General features: G+C 56.4%; 12 protein-coding genes. 7 read left to right on the top strand and 5 right to left on the bottom strand.

Annotated features, from left to right (window positions below; all coding sequences use genetic code 11):
• Nucleotides 1-2: 2 nt before the first annotated feature.
• Complete coding sequence (locus ABJV08_RS16075; RefSeq protein WP_348039957.1) at nt 3-602, top strand: ABC-type transport auxiliary lipoprotein family protein; 600 nt, start codon at nt 3-5, stop codon at nt 600-602.
• Nucleotides 603-619: 17 nt separating this feature from the next.
• Here ABJV08_RS16075 and ABJV08_RS16070 read toward each other — a convergent pair whose 3' ends face one another.
• Both ABJV08_RS16070 and lgt read right to left on the bottom strand, forming a co-directional pair.
• Nucleotides 620-1,699, bottom strand: coding sequence for an SAM-dependent methyltransferase (locus tag ABJV08_RS16070; RefSeq protein WP_348039956.1), 1,080 nt, complete (start codon nt 1,697-1,699; stop codon nt 620-622).
• A complete protein-coding gene (gene lgt / locus ABJV08_RS16065; RefSeq protein WP_348039955.1) occupies nt 1,692-2,558 on the bottom strand; it encodes a prolipoprotein diacylglyceryl transferase in 867 nt (288 codons plus the stop codon). The genes ABJV08_RS16070 and lgt overlap by 8 nt, the downstream gene beginning before the upstream one ends.
• A 79-nt stretch (nt 2,559-2,637) precedes the next feature.
• On the opposite strand from lgt, the gene ABJV08_RS16060 reads away from it, so the two are divergent.
• Both ABJV08_RS16060 and ABJV08_RS16055 read left to right on the top strand, forming a co-directional pair.
• Entirely contained in the window at nt 2,638-4,347 is a 1,710-nt protein-coding gene (locus ABJV08_RS16060) for a class I adenylate-forming enzyme family protein (RefSeq protein WP_348039954.1), read from the top strand.
• Nucleotides 4,344-7,124, top strand: coding sequence for a [protein-PII] uridylyltransferase (locus ABJV08_RS16055; RefSeq protein WP_348039953.1), 2,781 nt, complete (start codon nt 4,344-4,346; stop codon nt 7,122-7,124). The genes ABJV08_RS16060 and ABJV08_RS16055 overlap by 4 nt, the downstream gene beginning before the upstream one ends.
• Here ABJV08_RS16055 and ABJV08_RS16050 read toward each other — a convergent pair.
• On the bottom strand, nt 7,121-7,645 hold the full coding sequence (locus ABJV08_RS16050) for a YceD family protein (RefSeq protein ID WP_348039952.1): 525 nt from the start codon (nt 7,643-7,645) through the stop codon (nt 7,121-7,123). The two genes, ABJV08_RS16055 and ABJV08_RS16050, sit on opposite strands and share 4 nt — an antisense overlap.
• Complete coding sequence (locus tag ABJV08_RS16045) at nt 7,642-8,178, bottom strand: ubiquinol-cytochrome C chaperone family protein (protein WP_348039951.1); 537 nt, start codon at nt 8,176-8,178, stop codon at nt 7,642-7,644. Before ABJV08_RS16045 ends, ABJV08_RS16050 begins: the two co-directional genes overlap by 4 nt.
• A 198-nt stretch (nt 8,179-8,376) precedes the next feature.
• Between ABJV08_RS16045 and bamE the strand changes: the two genes are divergently transcribed.
• Complete coding sequence (gene bamE / locus ABJV08_RS16040) at nt 8,377-8,817, top strand: outer membrane protein assembly factor BamE (protein ID WP_348040199.1); 441 nt, start codon at nt 8,377-8,379, stop codon at nt 8,815-8,817.
• Nucleotides 8,818-8,887: 70 nt separating this feature from the next.
• On the opposite strand, the gene ABJV08_RS16035 is transcribed toward bamE, so the two are convergent.
• Nucleotides 8,888-11,173, bottom strand: coding sequence for an NADP-dependent malic enzyme (locus ABJV08_RS16035; RefSeq protein ID WP_348039950.1), 2,286 nt, complete (start codon nt 11,171-11,173; stop codon nt 8,888-8,890).
• Nucleotides 11,174-11,395: 222 nt separating this feature from the next.
• Between ABJV08_RS16035 and mutS the strand changes: the two genes are divergently transcribed.
• From mutS to argB, 3 genes are read left to right on the top strand one after another with little or no spacing between them, the layout of a single operon-like run.
• Nucleotides 11,396-13,975, top strand: a complete 2,580-nt coding sequence (gene mutS, locus ABJV08_RS16030; protein WP_348116117.1) for a DNA mismatch repair protein MutS — start codon at nt 11,396-11,398, stop codon at nt 13,973-13,975.
• Between the two features lie 4 nt (nt 13,976-13,979).
• On the top strand, nt 13,980-14,534 hold the full coding sequence (locus ABJV08_RS16025; RefSeq protein WP_348039948.1) for a peroxiredoxin: 555 nt from the start codon (nt 13,980-13,982) through the stop codon (nt 14,532-14,534).
• A 43-nt stretch (nt 14,535-14,577) separates the two neighbouring features.
• Nucleotides 14,578-15,495: an acetylglutamate kinase gene (gene argB, locus ABJV08_RS16020; protein ID WP_348039947.1), complete on the top strand. Its 918-nt coding sequence runs from the start codon at nt 14,578-14,580 to the stop codon at nt 15,493-15,495.
• Nucleotides 15,496-15,521 lie beyond the last annotated feature (26 nt).

Genomic DNA, 15,521 nt, shown 5'->3' with positions numbered 1-15,521 from the left:
ATATGATGCGCAGATTTCGACCTTTGAAAGTCGTTGGCCTGCTGGCCGCAACCGCCGCGCTTAGCGCCTGTGTCAGTTTTGGTGCTTCCGAACCGCCGCCGTCCCTGATCTCGCTGTCGGCCGATCAGAAAATTTCGGCTGGCGCGATGCAAACCGGTCCGCAAGCCGGGTCATTGGTGGTTGCGCTGCCTGCCACGCCGCAAAAGTTGAATACTATTCGGGTGCCGGTGCAAACCACCAGCACCGGCATTGCCTATTTGAAGGATGCCATCTGGGTCGACAAGCCCGCACGCTTGTTTCGCGATTTGCTGGGCGAGACCATCGCTGCCCGGAACAACCGGCTGGTTTTGAGCGCGACAGAAGCAGGCGGCAAGGCGCAAACCTATATTACCGGCGAACTGGTCAACTTTGGCCTTGATGGGCCGAGCCTGACGGTGGTCGTCACCTATGACGCGGTCAAAATGACCAAGGATCAGCCGGTTGAGAAAAAACGGTTCGAAGCCAGGCAAAGCGTTTTTGCAGCGGAACCCGGCCCCGTCGGGGAAGGTTTGAACGAGGCTGCCAACAAGGTGGCTGCCGAAGTCGCCGAATGGATAGGCTAGCGGCCTAGCAAAACCTGCTATTCCTCGCCGTAGCTAAATCCTTCTGGCTCCGGCCAGTCGATCGCGTTGACCGCCATGACCCGAAACAGGCATCCCATTTCTTCGGCATGGGTCAGCCGTTGATGCGCGGAGCGGATCGCATCGGCTTCTTTCGGTGCCGCCGCCATCAATGTCTCGGCGCGTTGATCAATGCCCAATGATTTCAGCCACTGGCCCTGTTCTGCGGGACCATGCACCGCCAGCATGCGCGTGCGGGCGATATTCGCCAGCGTGTGAAAATCGACATGGGCGGTCAGGTCAGAAGTGCCGGGGCTGTCAAATGGGCTTAGCGGCATATGATCTTTGACGGCCTGAAGCGTGCTGCCGGTGCCCGGTCGCGCATAGCCATAGTCGATGATCAGCAAGGTTCCGCCCTGTTTGGCAATGCAATTGGAGAGGCTGCCAGTCATTTCGACGCTGACCGGTGACCGTTCCAATATAGTGCCTTCCGGAAACCCGCTGGTGGTGCTGCCGATCCGTTCTTCCACGGTCTCTTCGCTAGGCACCGCGATAAATTTGCTGCGGTCGCGGGCAACCAAATGCCGCCGCCAACCGTTGGCGGTTGAGACAAATTGTTCAATCGGCAGGGCATCGAAAAATTCGTTGGCGACGATCAGCAAGGGTCCGTCATCCGGCAGATCCGCAATATTGTCATGCCATATCGCATCCGGATGCAGTTCTGCCTGCTTGGCTTTGAGAACCGGGCTGGTCTCGACGAAATGGACGGTTGGATGACAACCGAACTTGGCCATGGACCGCAGGGCGTCGCTGGCTAATGTACCGCGTCCCGGCCCCAGTTCGATATAGTGGCAACGGCTAGGCGAACCCTTGCGAAGCCATAGATCTACAAGCCATATGCCGACGATCTCGCCGAACATCTGGCTGATTTCCGGAGCCGTGACAAAGTCTCCCTCTTCGCCCAAGGGGTCCTTGCTGGCGTAATAATGGTTGTTGGCGATCGCCATATAATCACCCAGCGCGATCGGACCTTCACGGTCGATCTTGTCGGCGATGATATGCGCTGCGCTCGGAGAGTCCGCTGTGGTGCCGTTAGGCAATGCTCTTGTCTCCGGCCACCGGTTCGACGCGTTCGCGCCGGCCCTTTGCGGTAAACACCAGCCATGCGCCGAGCAGGATCATCGGCACGGTGAGCCATTGGCCCATGCTGAAACCCGATTGTTCGACCAGCCAGGTGAGCTGGGCATCCGGCTGGCGGAAAAATTCAACGGTAAACCGGCTGAAGCCATAGACCAGCAATCCGGTGCCAACCAGCTTGCCCGGTTGATAGCGGGCATCGGTTTTCCAGAACAAGAGCGACAGGATGACGAAATAGAGGAGGCCTTCAAGACCAGCCTCGTAAAGCTGGCTGGGATGGCGCGCGATCTCTCCGCCCATTGGAAAGACAATTGCCCAAGCGACATCTGTTTCGCGACCCCAAAGCTCGCCATTGACGAAATTGGCGAGGCGGCCAAAGAATAAACCGAACGGGATAACGCAAGCGACATAGTCGCACATGCGCAGAAAATTGAGCTTTTCTCTTCTCGCGGTCCACCATAAGGCCAGGACCACACCGATGGTGCCACCGTGGAGCGACATGCCGCCATTCCAGACCTGCAATATCTTGATGGGCTCCAGCAGAATCTCTGGATTGTAGAAAAATACATAGCCCAATCGGCCGCCGACGATGATTCCGAGGGTCGCCCAGAAGATCATATCATCAGCATGGCGCCGGGCCATGGGTGAACCGGGCTGATCGACCAATTTGGTAAGATACCAATAGCCGATCAGAATGCCGGCCAGATAGGCCAGCGAATACCATTTAAGCTGGAAAAAGCCTAGGTCCAGCGCATTGGGAGAGAGGCCTAGCTCCGTAAATTGCGTAAACTGTGCCGCATCGGCCAATATAATATCAATCAACTCTTTTCCCCACGTGGTTTCCTGTCCATATAAAGGGAAAATCCCCTTTACCAAGAGGGAACAACGGGAGACTTGAATAATGGCGACCTCTGAACTGGATCTTGTAATTGATAAAACGTTGGCGGAGCTGACGCAGCCGGGGCAGATGCTCGAGCTCGACAAGGTCCATAAATATGGCGTCGATATGCCGATCTTTAAAAATGCGCCCCAGAATGTGTCCGATTTCCTCGCCTATTTCTGCAACGAGCATAAGGACAAGGAGTTTCTGATCGATGGCGATATTCGCCTGACCTTTGGCCAAACCTATGCTGCTGCGCGGGTTCTTGCTGGCGGATTGGTCGAAGGTTACGGTGTTCAAAAAGGTGACCGTATCGGAATCGCTGCCCGCAATTCAGCCAATTGGGTCATTCTCGACATGGCGATTACGATGGCTGGCTGTGTCTCGACCAAGCTCAACGGCTGGTGGCAGGGCGACGAGCTGGTCGACGGTATTGAAGATGTCAGTTGCGCCATGGTCGTTGCGGATGCGCAGCGGGCCAAGAGAATCACCGAAACCGGACGCGATCACGGCGCCCAGGTCTTGATATTCGATCATGACGTGGCTCCACTGGAGGGCTTGAAAGCGCTGATCGCCAAAGGCGGCGGTGCTGAAACGCCGCTGCCGCAGATGGCGCCGGAAGACAATGCAACGATCCTATTCACCTCTGGGTCCACGGGGAAATCCAAAGGCGCCTATGCCGAACATCGCTCGGTGGTTCAGGGCGCGATGAGCTTTGTTGGTACGGTGCTGGTGCTGGTCAACATCATGACCAAGGCAGGCACGATGCCCGATGGACAACCCACTGCCATGGTCTGTGTGCCATTGTTCCACGTCACTGCATCCGTTCCGCTGGTGCTGGTCAGCTATGCCATCGGGCGGAAGCTGGTGTTTCTCAACAAATGGGATGCCGAAGAGGCGATGCGCCTGATCGAGAAAGAACGCGTAACCTATTTTGTCGGCGTGCCGCTGATGAGCATGGAAGTCTATTCACACCCCAATTTTGACAAATATGATCTGAGCAGCTGTGTCACTATGGCCGCTGGCGGCGCCCCGCGTCCTGTCGAGCATGTCAAACGGATCAAAGAGAAAATGGGCGATGGCTATCCGGTCATTGGCTATGGCTTGACCGAAACCAATGGTGTGGGCTGCTCTAACCAGAATGAAAATTATCTCGCCAAACCAGACAGCACCGGCCGCGAAACGCCGCCGATTGTTGATGTCGCTATTCTCGACGATGACGGCAAAAAAATGGCGCAAGGCGAGCGTGGTGAAGTCTGCATCCGCACCGCTGCCAATTTTACCGGCTATTGGGGCAATGAAGAAGCAACCAAAGAAGCGTTCACCGATGACGGATATTTCCGCACAGGCGATATTGGCTATCTGGATCCCGAAGGCTATTTGTTCATTGTCGACCGCAAGAAAGAAATCATCATTCGCGGTGGCGAAAATATCAGCTGTCAGGAAGTGGAGGCCGCGGTTTACTCGAATCCTGCCGTCGCAGAAGCCTGCATTTTCGGCGTTCCGGATGAACGTTTTGGCGAAGTCCCGGCGCTGGTCTATCATGTGAAGGATGGACACAGCCTGCCGCAAGATGCGTTGCTCGATTTTCTGAAAGACAAGCTGGCGCCGTTTAAAATGCCGGTTCATATTTTTGAATATGCGGAACCGCTGCCCAAGCTTGGTACCGCAAAAATCGCAAAAATCGTGCTCGCGAAAAAGCATCGGGATGAATTGGCTGCAACCGGATGAACATAAGCGCCAATATTCCGGCCGCGCCGGCTGATCCGGGAAAGCGGATTGTCCGGCAGCGCGATATCATTGATCGCCGGGCATTGGCTGAGAAGGTTGAAGCTCTTATTGCCGAGCATGGCATGACCAAGGCCCGGCCCTTGATCCTGCCACTGTTGCAGGACGCATTGGCTGACGGGCGGGCGGAAATAAGCAGGCGTTTGTTGAAAAAACCCTCTGCGGGTCACGAAATGGCTGCAGCACAGTCTTTTCTGGTCGATCAACTGGTGCGGTTGATCCACGATATTGCGGTCTATCACCAATATCCGGTGAGCAATCCGTCTTCGGGTGAGCGTATCTCGGTGATGGCCGTTGGCGGCTATGGCCGGGGTGAAATGGCGCCCCACAGCGATGTGGATATCGCCTTTCTGACGCCGCACAAAGCGACAAGCTGGACCGAGCAGGCTGTGGAAGCGATGCTCTACTGGCTGTGGGATCTTGGTTTGAAAGTCGGACAAAGCAGCCGCTCGATCGACGAGATGGTGCGCATGGCGAAAGGCGATCTTTCAATCCGGACAGCGCTTTTGGAGGGCCGCTATATCTGGGGTGATACCGGCGTCTATGAAGAGTCCAAGCACCGTTTTTTCAATGAAGTCGTGGCCGGTACCGACAGTGTTTTTGTCGCCGAAAAACTGGCCGAACGCGATGCCCGGCACAAGAAAATGGGCGATAGCCGCTACGTCGTGGAACCCAATGTCAAAGAAGGCAAAGGGGGCATGCGCGATCTACAGACCCTCTACTGGATCGGCAAATATATTCACCGGGTGGCCTCTGCCCAGGATCTCGTGGATGTCGGCCTGTTAACGGCTGACGAGTTTAAACGTTTTCGCAAGGCTGCCAATTTCCTGTGGGCGGTGCGCTGCCATATGCATGACTTGACTGGTCGCGCAGAGGACCGGCTGACCTTTGACCTGCAAAGCGAAGTGGCCCAGCGGATGCGCTTTGCCGATCGGCCCGGCAAATCCGCGGTCGAAAGATTCATGCAATATTATTTCCTGAACGCAAAAGTGGTCGGCAATCTGACCGGTGTGTTTCTTGCCCATCTCGACGAGACGCATAATGCCGGCGTGCGCCGTTTTCTGCCATCGCTGACCCGCAAACCCAAGAAGCTCAAAGGCTTTGTGCTCGATCGCGGTCGCCTGGCCTTGCCGGATGAAACATTTTTCGCGGAAGATCCGATCCGCCTGATGGAAATATTCTGGCTGGCGGACAAGCACGAGCTGGAAATCCATCCACTGGCGATGCGGGCGGCGCGGCGTGATGCCAAGCTGATCGACAATAAAGTCCGCAAAGATGCGCGTGCGAACAAGCTGTTTCTCGATGTGCTGTGCTCGCCGCGCGATCCCGAACTGGTGCTGCGCTGGATGAACGAGGCCGCGATTTTTGGGCGGTTCATTCCTGATTTCGGTCGTGTCGTGGCGCAAATGCAGTTCGACATGTATCACCACTATACCGTTGACGAACATAGCATTCGCGCCATCGGTCTGCTCGCCCGCATCGGCAAGGGTGATCTTATCGACGACCATCCCAACAGCACCGCGACGATGCAAAAGCTGAAGAACCGGAAAGTCGTATTCGTCGCCACTCTGCTGCATGATATTGCAAAGGGCCGGGGCGGTGATCACAGCGTCTTGGGCGCCGAAGTGGCTATGAAACTGTGCCCGCGACTGGGCCTGAAACCCCATGAGACAGAGCTGGTTGCATGGCTGGTCCGCAACCATCTTCAGATGTCTGCGGTTGCCTTCAAACGCGATCTGTCCGATTTTAAAACCATTCAGGATTTTGCCAGTCAGGTAAAAAGCGTCGAGCGTCTTCGCCAGCTTTTGTTGCTGACGGTCGTGGATATTCGCGCGGTCGGGCCGGGCGTCTGGAACAGCTGGAAACGGCAACTGCTGTCCGATCTGTTCGAAGCGTCGCAGGAAATGCTGCTGCTCGGGCATAAGCAGCGCGGGCGGAAAGAACGGATCGACGAGAAAAAAGCGATCTTGGCCGAGGCGTTGACCCTTCCGACAGCAGAATTCAAGAAGCTCGCGAAGCGCTTCACCGATGCCTATTGGATTGCCGAACCGGATGATATTATTGCGCAAAATGCCAGACTTGTGCTGGATGCAGGGGATACCGATCTAGCGATTTTCGCTGACGTCTATCCGGAACGCGGCGCAACCTTGATCACTGTCTACGCCGCTGACCACCCGGGACTATTCTACCGGATTGCCGGCGGCATTCATGTCTCTGGTGGCAATATCATTGACGCGCGTATCCACACCACGCGCGATGGCATGGCGCTGGATAATTTTCTGGTTCAAGACCAATATGGCAAGCCTTTCTCGGAGGCGGATCAGCTGGACCGTCTCAAACAGTCGGTTGAGGATGCGCTCGCAAACCGGACCAAGCTTTCCAAAAAACTGGACGCCCGGCCACTGGCCCATTCGCGGGCTGGGGCCTTTGCGATCACGCCCTTTGCCTTGGTCGACAATGATGCCTCCAACCGGTTTACCGTAGTGGAAGTCAACGCGCAGGATCGTCCGGCTTTGCTCAATGCTTTGGCCTATGCCCTGTTTGAATCGAAAGTGACCGTGCACAGTGCCCATATCGCCACTTATGGGGAGCGGGCGGTCGACACATTCTATCTGACCGATTTGCTGGGTGGAAAAATCACCAGCAAGCAGCGGTTGAACGGGCTTCAGAAGCGTTTGACCAACGCGGCGGGATATCATCCCGACGAAGAGCAAGGCTAGCCGAGCTTGCCCTTTAGCGCCGCCAAGGCGCCGAAGGGACCAGCTTCCTCTTCCGATTTCAGGCCCTTTTTGCGGGCAACATCATCGGCATTGGGACCGCGCGGGAAGGGTTCTAGAGCGAGGTAAAGCGTCTGCGCTATGGCTTCGCCGAGATCGATCTGGGCATTCTCATATTCAACGACGTCGCATTCTTCCTCGGTCAATTCAATCTCTTCCTCGAGATCGTCAGGATCTGCCCTGGCAATGAACAGGATATCAAATTTTTCGCGGACCTGGATCGGGAAGGCTTCGCCGGTGATCGCGCAGCTTTGCTGCAAGTCGGATTCGAGCTGGCCGGTGAAGGCAAAGCCACGATCACCGCCGGTCAGCCTATATTGCGCTGTCAGGCTAGCAATTTTTGGCAGATCAAATCTTTTGCAAAGGGCCTGGCGCTCTTCTTCGTCGGCGACGAGCGTGCCCGTCTTGGGCTTGGCACCGATTTCCGACAGTTTGACGATATGAGAAAATTCGGGAAGGCTCATTGGGCAATCGATCCGTTTTCGGGGAGGTTGCCCGTGACAATCTTGTTCGAATCATGAGCTTGCAAGGCTGTATGATAAGCGGACAGCCTCTGGGCAATGAAGGTCAGCGCGGAATCGTCGGGCTTTTCACCGCGAAATATGTTGCGCAATATTGCATCCTCAAGGTCCGCTCCACCTTGCAGCGCCTCGCGATAGGCACCAACCCGGCCGCCAAGAGCACCCATCATGCGCCCAACATGCTTGCCAACAATCATGTCGCCTATACCGATCTGCCGCAATTGCCCGTCCATATCGCTGATGAAAATCTCTGTGAGCCATGCAACTTTCTGTTCCAGCTGCTGATCTTTCTCCAGCCGAATCATGACCATGGAAAATATGGCAGCAATCATATCGAATCGGCCATCCAGACTGTCCGGAACCTGACCCTCTTCATACCAGGCAAGCTGTCGCCCTTCGCGCACAATCGCTTCATATAGGGGGCGCATTTCGAGATTGGGTTTTTCCCGAGAAAATATCTTGTTGAAAAATGACATTGCTGGTTCCGCTGGTTGGATCGCAAGTTTATGGACGATCGGGTCGATTGTTAAGTCTAGATACAGGGCATATTGATATTTATCGCGTGAGATGCAATGGGCGATGACTAGTTAGGCACCGGTGCGGTGCTGGCTATATAGTGGAGAATGAGTGCGATGTTCAGCAATATCAAAAAACAGAGCTTGTGGCTTGGGCTAATGGCTGGCGCTTTGGCGGTGTCAGGTTGCACCCAGGTTAGCGGTCATCAGGGCTATATTGCCGATGAAGTGCTGATGTCTGCTGTGCAGGCCGGCATCGACAATCGCCGGTCGGTTGAGGCCTCGTTGGGGCGTCCGACCTTCACTGGCCAGTTTGACGAAAATACTTGGTATTATCTGTCGCGCGATACCCGCCAATATGGTTTCAGAAATCCACGTCCCCGCGATCAGCAAGTCATGCGCGTGCAATTTGATGCCGCCGGAAATGTGACCGCGGTCGATCGCACGGGATTGGAGCTGGTGGCCAGCATCAGCCCCGAGGGAGACAAAACGCCGACATTGGGCCGTGACCGTTCTTTCTTTGAAGAATTGTTCGGCAATATTGGCGCGGTGGGTGCACCAGGGGCGCAAGGCCGAAGCAACGACCCCACAAGGCCGTAACGTTCATAATATTTAGCCCGGGCTTTTTGGGCCCAGGCTAAATCTAACTTCAATCTACCCAGTGGCAGCCTTATTTGGCTATGCCGCTACCCGCGAGCACCGCCAGCGTGACCAGCTCCGATGCTGTGGACGCCATGGTCGCAATCTGCACTGATTTTTCCAAGCCGACCAGCATCGGTCCGATAACCGAATCACCACCCAATTCGCGCAGCAATTTGGCTGATAGATTGGCCGATTGCAGACCTGGCATGACCAGCACATTTGCGGGCTGTGACAGACGGCTAAAGGGATAGTTGGCCATCAATTTCGGATTCAACGCGACATCCGGTGCCATTTCGCCTTCATATTCGAAAGGGACGCGCCGTTCATCGAGCAGCGCCACAGCTTCCCGAAGATTATCAAGCCAGCGTCCTTCGGGATTACCAAAGGTTGAATAGCTGAGGAAGGCGACACGCGGCTCGTGTCCCATTTTGCGGGCAACGGCAGCGGTTTGTTCCGCAATATCCGCGAGTTCATGCGCAGAGGGCCGTTCGTTGACCGTGGTATCCGCCATGAAAACGGTGTGATGCTGGCCAACCATGACGTGAATGCCGAACGCGGTGCGGCCTTTTTCGACATCAATCACTTTGGCAACATCGCGGAAAGACTGCGAATAGGGACGGGTGACGCCGGTGATCATCGCATCGCCCTGATCCATCGCAAGCAGCGCAGAACCGAAAATATTCCGATCCTGGTTGACCATGCGCTTGATGTCACGTTCCATGAAGCCGCGGCGGTGGAGGCGTTCATACAACATGTTCACCATGTCGGGCACCAACGGGCTGTTGCGGCTGTTGTGAACTTCGAAGCTCTCCGGATCGCTTACGCCCAGTTCTTTAAGTTTGGCCCGGACGCGTTCGTCGCGACCAACCAGAACCGGCGTGCCATAGCCGCCGTCCTGGAACTGGATCGCCGCGCGCAGCACGACATCTTCTTCGGCTTCGGCAAAGATAACGCGTTTCGGCGACAGGCGGCAGGCCTGATAGGCTTGCGTCAGTACCGATGTCGTCGGATTGAGGCGCGCCTTCAAATCCTGACGATAGGCGTCGAGATCTTCAATCGGTTTCTGGGCAACACCGCTATCCATTGCGGCCTTGGCAACGGCTGCGGAAACCACGTCCATCAATCGCGGATCGAAAGGAGCCGGAATGATGTAATCTACGCCGAAGGTCGGAGCGCTGCCGCCATAGGCCATCGCTACTTCTTCGGGCACCTGCTCGCGAGCGAGTTCGGCAATGGCTTGTGCCGCCGCGACTTTCATCTCTTCGTTGATCCGGGTTGCCCGCACGTCGAGTGCGCCCCGGAAAATGAACGGGAAGCCGAGGACATTGTTGACCTGGTTGGGATAGTCGGAACGGCCAGTCGCCACAATCGCATCGGGCCGTGCCGCTTTGGCGTCGGGCGGTGTAATTTCAGGATCCGGATTCGCCATTGCGAAAATAATCGGCTTGGCGGCCATGTCTTTGACCATTTCCGGTTTCAGAGCGCCCGCTGCGGACAGGCCAAGGAAAACGTCTGCACCGGCCAGTGCTTCGGTCAATGTGCGCGAATCTGTATCAATCGCATGGGCTGATTTCCACTGATCGACCCCGTCACGACCACGATAGATCACGCCCTTCCGGTCGCACATGGTCAGATTGTCATGCGGAACGCCCAGGCTTTTTATCAGCGAAGCGCATGCAATGGCAGCAGCACCGGCGCCGTTCACAACGACTTTAATGTCTTCGATCTTGCGATCGGTCAGCAGGCAGGCATTGATGATTCCGGCAGCGGCGATGATCGCGGTGCCATGTTGGTCATCATGAAAGACCGGGATGTTCATCCGGTCGCGCAACGTCTGCTCGATGATGAAGCAGGCAGGAGCGCCGATATCTTCCAGATTGATGCCACCAAAGCTGGGCTCCATGATTTGGACAGCATTGATAAAGGCTTCTGTATCCTCGGTGTCGAGCTCGATATCGATCCCGTCAACATCGGCGAAACGCTTGAACAGGACGGCCTTGCCTTCCATCACCGGCTTGGAAGCCAGTGCGCCCAGACTGCCAAGGCCAAGGATCGCTGTGCCGTTGGAAATGACGGCAACCAGATTGCCTTTGGCGGTATAGTCATATGCTGTTGAAGGGTCTTCGGCAATCGCTCGAACGGGAACGGCGACACCCGGAGAATAAGCGAGACTGAGATCGCGTTGGGTCGCCATCGGTTTCGAGGCGACTATCTCGATCTTTCCGGGACGGCCATGGGAGTGGAAAAGTAGAGCTTCCCGTTCGGAAAACTCCAGATTATTGTCGTTCTTGTCGGCCAATTCATTTCTCCGCATATTAGGGTCGGCTCTATTGCGCCGATCGGTGTGCACGTCCCGATGACACACCTACTCGCTTTGTCACGGAGCCGCAATATCAAGTAAATTTCAACGGGATGGCCAGCAACTCTTTTAAGTATCGCTGCACTCGGCTATCGCTCGGCCATGGCAAGCCGGACTCAGGACAAAGTGAAAAGCAAGGCGATGGACACCGCGTCGACGCCGGCCAAAGTCACGCCGATGATGGAGCAATATTTTGCGCTCAAGGAAAAGGCGGATGACTGCCTGCTTTTCTATCGCATGGGTGACTTTTTTGAGCTTTTTTTCGAAGATGCCAAACAGGCCTCGGCGGCGCTCGACATTGCTCTGACCTCGCGCGGGAAAAATGCGGGAGAGCAGATCCCGATGTGCGGAGTGCCAGCCCATTCTGCGGAAAGCTATCTGGCAAAACTGATCCGGGCCGGCTTCAAAGTGGCGATCGCCGAACAGACCGAAACGCCCGCAGAAGCAAAGGCCCGCGGCGGCTATAAGGCTTTGGTGGCGCGGGATATCATCCGTTATGTAACTGCCGGGACGCTCACAGAGGATACCCTGCTCGACGCCCGCAGCGACAATATGCTGGTCGCGCTGGCCCAGGTGCAGGGCGAGATCGGACTCGCAGCGGTGGATATTTCGACCGGTAATTTTGAACTGGCGACGATTGCGGATGATGCGCTGGATGCGGAACTGGCCCGGCTGGCTCCGTCGGAAATCATTTGTCCGCCAGCGCTGTTGCCACGTCTGACCAATGCAACCAGCTGGGACAAAGGCAATTTCGAAAGCACCGGAGCGGAAAAGCGCCTGCAGGACCATTTTGGGGTGGCGACGCTCGATGGCATGGGCGAATTTTCGAGAGCCGAACTCGCGACCGCAAGCGGTCTGGTTGCTTATGTCGATCATGTTTCTCAAGGCAATACGCCATATCTTCACCCGCCAAAGCGACGGGAAACGCGGGAGTTTCTGTCCATCGATGGCCCGACTCGTGCCAGTCTCGAGATCGACCGGACCATGGCCGGCACCCGCGAAGGCAGCCTGCTTCACGCTATCGATCGCACGGTAACACCGGCTGGTGCGCGGTTGTTGGCGCGCGATCTGTCGGCGCCCCTGTTCGACGAAAAGCAAATCAACCAGCGCCTGGGACTGGTGCAGTGGTTCCATGAAGGCTCGGCGGTGCGCGATGATGTGCGCACGGAGCTTCGCGCGCTGCCGGATATTGGCCGGGCTTTGGGCCGGGTATCGGCAGGACGGGGTAGCCCGCGGGATCTCGGCCAAATTCGCGACGGCTTAAGCGGTGCTCGGATTTTGCGTGAGCGTTTGACCACGATGGCTGCATTGCCCGAATTGCTGAACAATATTCTGCCCGCGCTGGATGGGCATGCCGCGCTGGTCGATTTGCTGGACCAGGCGCTTGTCGATGCGCCGCCGACCGATATGACCCACGGCGGCTATATTGCCCAGGGTTTCGATCCTGCGCTCGACGAGCTGCGCAGCGCCGGTTCCGATGGACGTAAGGCGATTGCGACTCTGGAAGCGCGCTATCGCGAAGCAACCGGCATCAACACGCTGAAGATCAAGCATAATGCGGTGCTCGGCTATTTCATCGAAGTGCCCGCCCGCCATGGTGATGGTCTGATGGCGGAAGATTCCGGTTTTACCCATCGTCAAACGCTTGCCGGTGTCGTGCGTTTCAATTCTACCGATCTTCACGAAGAAGCCGTCCGGGTGTCGCAAGCCGGGGCGCATGCTCTGGCTGCCGAGGCCGTGCATTTCGAAGAGCTGGTCGACAAGGTGCTCGCCCGCAAACAGGCGATTGGCGAAAGTGCCGACGCGCTGGCCCGTATCGATGTTGCCGCCGCGCTTGCCGAGCGTGGGGCTGAAGGCCAGTGGGCCCGGCCGGAATTCGTCGATGGCAATATTCTGGATATTCAAGCCGGCCGTCATCCGGTTGTCGAAGCCGCACTGTCGGCCAAAGGGGATCCCTTTGTCGCCAATGATTGCACGCTACGGCAGGACGAACGATTGTGGTTGGTTTCCGGTCCCAATATGGGCGGTAAGTCGACCTTTTTGCGACAAAATGCGCTGATCGTCATTCTTGCACAGGCGGGTGGTTTTGTGCCGGCCTCGTCAGCAAAACTCAGTCTGGTGGACCGCTTGTTCAGCCGGGTTGGCGCGTCTGACAATCTTGCTCAGGGCCGATCAACCTTCATGGTCGAGATGGTGGAAACCGCGGCAATCCTGTCACAGGCGACCGAGAAAAGTTTCGTTATCTTGGATGAAGTGGGCCGGGGTACGTCGACCTATGATGGCCTCGCGCTGGCCTGGGCCGTGGTCGAGGCGGTGCACGAGACCAATCGCTGTCGTTGCCTGTTCGCGACCCATTATCACGAGCTGACTCGGCTTGCGGACCGGCTAGACGCTTTGTCGCTGCACCATGTGCGCGCGCGTGAATGGAAGGGCGACCTCGTTCTGCTCCACGAACTGGCCAAAGGGCCGGCAGACCGCAGCTATGGTCTGGCTGTGGCCAAACTGGCTGGCATCCCTAAGCCGGTCCTGAATCGGGCCAAGTCCGTTCTCGACAAATTGGAAGCGGGCAAGGCGGAAACCGGCGGTCTTGCGGCTGGATTGGGTGATTTGCCTCTCTTCGCGGCAAGCCTTGCGGATGTCGAAGAAAAATCGGATAGTCTGCGCGTGGCGCTGGGGGAGATAGACGTGGATGCCTTATCCCCAAGAGAGGCGCTGGATCAGCTTTACGCTTTGAAAGCAGAGCTCGAACAGGAATGAATATATGAACAAGTGGATATTGATATTGCTGACCGTGGCTATCGTCGGTGGCGGTGCCTTTGTCTACTACACGCGCAGCGACAATGCCGAACCGCTAGCGGTTGGCGCCAGCGCGCCAGATTTCACAACAACCGGCGCCCTTGCTGGTGAGGCCTTTCAATTTTCGCTGTCCGACAAGCTGAAAGACGGCCCGGTCGTGCTCTATTTCTTCCCAAAGGTTTTTACCGCAGGTTGCACGATCGAAGCCAATATGTTTGCCGAAGCCACCGCAGACTTCACTGCGGCCGGGGCCACCGTGATCGGCATGTCAGGTGACGATATCGAGGGATTGAAAAAATTCTCTGTCTCCGAATGCCGCGATAAATTCGCGGTTGCCCGGGCAGATGAGAAGATCATCGATGGCTATCAGGTTCGCATGGCTCCCGGTCTCGTAATGACCAATCGGACCAGCTATGTTATCGACCAGCAAGGCAAAATTGTCTTCGTTCACAGTGCAACAAAACCGGACGGCCATGTGTCCGGAACGCTTGCAAAAGTACAAGCACTGTCCAAAAGCTGAATAAATACTTGCTTTTGCCCTGCGGCTAGACTGAAAGGCGCTCATGACCGATCACGCACCCGATCCAGCGATGCTTGCCAAAGCAGAGACTCTCACCGACGCACTGCCTTATATGCAGCGCTATGCGGGGAAGACCTTTGTCGTCAAATATGGCGGCCACGCGATGGGCGATGCCGCTTTGGCCAAGAATTTTGCGCAAGATATCGTGCTGTTGAAGGCGGTCGGGATCAACCCGGTTGTCGTCCATGGTGGCGGACCGCAAATCGGCGCGATGCTCGAACGGGTCGGCGTCGAAAGCAAATTTGTCGATGGCTTGCGGGTGACCACCAAGGAAACCGCTGAAATTGCCGAGATGGTTTTGTCCGGCGCGATCAACAAGGAGCTGGTCAGCTGGATCGGACAGGCGGGCGGTAGCGCGATTGGCATTTCCGGAAAAGATGGCGGCTTTGTCAAAGCAACGAAATTGCGCCGCACCGAGCGCGATCCCGATAGCAATATCGAGCGGATCATCGATCTCGGCTATGTGGGAGAACCCAAGGCGGTGGATCGGAGCGTGGTCGACAAGATTTCCGCCGCCGGCATGATCCCGGTCATCGCGCCGATTGGCGTGGGTGATGACGGTGCCACCTATAATATCAACGCCGATACAATGGCCGGTGCGGTGGCTTCCGCTTTGCGCGCGGCCCGTTTGTTCCTGCTTACCGATGTTCCGGGTGTGCTGGATAAGCATGGCGAGTTGTTGACCGATCTCGATCCGACAAAAATTCAGGCTCTGGTGGACGAAGGCACCATCTCTGGCGGGATGATTCCAAAGCTGGAAACCTGTGTGAAAGCGGTGGAAGAAGGCGTCGATGCCGCCGTTGTTCTCGATGGCCGTATTCCGCATGCGATGCTGCTGGAGATTTTCACCAGCAGAGGCGCGGGTACGCTGGTCAAGGATGATTTCCAACCGGTTGAATAATTGCTAGGCTGTGTTATATTGATGGT

The organism is Parasphingorhabdus sp. (genome assembly GCF_039982395.1).
In the GTDB taxonomy this organism is placed as follows: domain Bacteria; phylum Pseudomonadota; class Alphaproteobacteria; order Sphingomonadales; family Sphingomonadaceae; genus Parasphingorhabdus.
Note: the sequence above shows the minus strand (reverse complement) of the source record. Positions and strands in the feature narration are given on the sequence as shown.

What these genes read in the sequence shown, in the direction of transcription:
- ABJV08_RS16075 (WP_348039957.1), top strand. Translation starts at nt 3, where the DNA reads ATGATGCGCAGATTTCGACCTTTGAAAGTCGTTGGCCTGCTGGCCGCA.
- ABJV08_RS16060 (WP_348039954.1), top strand. Translation starts at nt 2,638, where the DNA reads ATGGCGACCTCTGAACTGGATCTTGTAATTGATAAAACGTTGGCGGAG.
- ABJV08_RS16055 (WP_348039953.1), top strand. Translation starts at nt 4,344, where the DNA reads ATGAACATAAGCGCCAATATTCCGGCCGCGCCGGCTGATCCGGGAAAG.
- ABJV08_RS16050 (WP_348039952.1), bottom strand. Translation starts at nt 7,645, where the DNA reads ATGAGCCTTCCCGAATTTTCTCATATCGTCAAACTGTCGGAAATCGGT.
- ABJV08_RS16045 (WP_348039951.1), bottom strand. Translation starts at nt 8,178, where the DNA reads ATGTCATTTTTCAACAAGATATTTTCTCGGGAAAAACCCAATCTCGAA.
- bamE (WP_348040199.1), top strand. Translation starts at nt 8,377, where the DNA reads ATGGCTGGCGCTTTGGCGGTGTCAGGTTGCACCCAGGTTAGCGGTCAT.
- ABJV08_RS16035 (WP_348039950.1), bottom strand. Translation starts at nt 11,173, where the DNA reads ATGCGGAGAAATGAATTGGCCGACAAGAACGACAATAATCTGGAGTTT.
- mutS (WP_348116117.1), top strand. Translation starts at nt 11,396, where the DNA reads ATGATGGAGCAATATTTTGCGCTCAAGGAAAAGGCGGATGACTGCCTG.
- ABJV08_RS16025 (WP_348039948.1), top strand. Translation starts at nt 13,980, where the DNA reads ATGAACAAGTGGATATTGATATTGCTGACCGTGGCTATCGTCGGTGGC.
- argB (WP_348039947.1), top strand. Translation starts at nt 14,578, where the DNA reads ATGACCGATCACGCACCCGATCCAGCGATGCTTGCCAAAGCAGAGACT.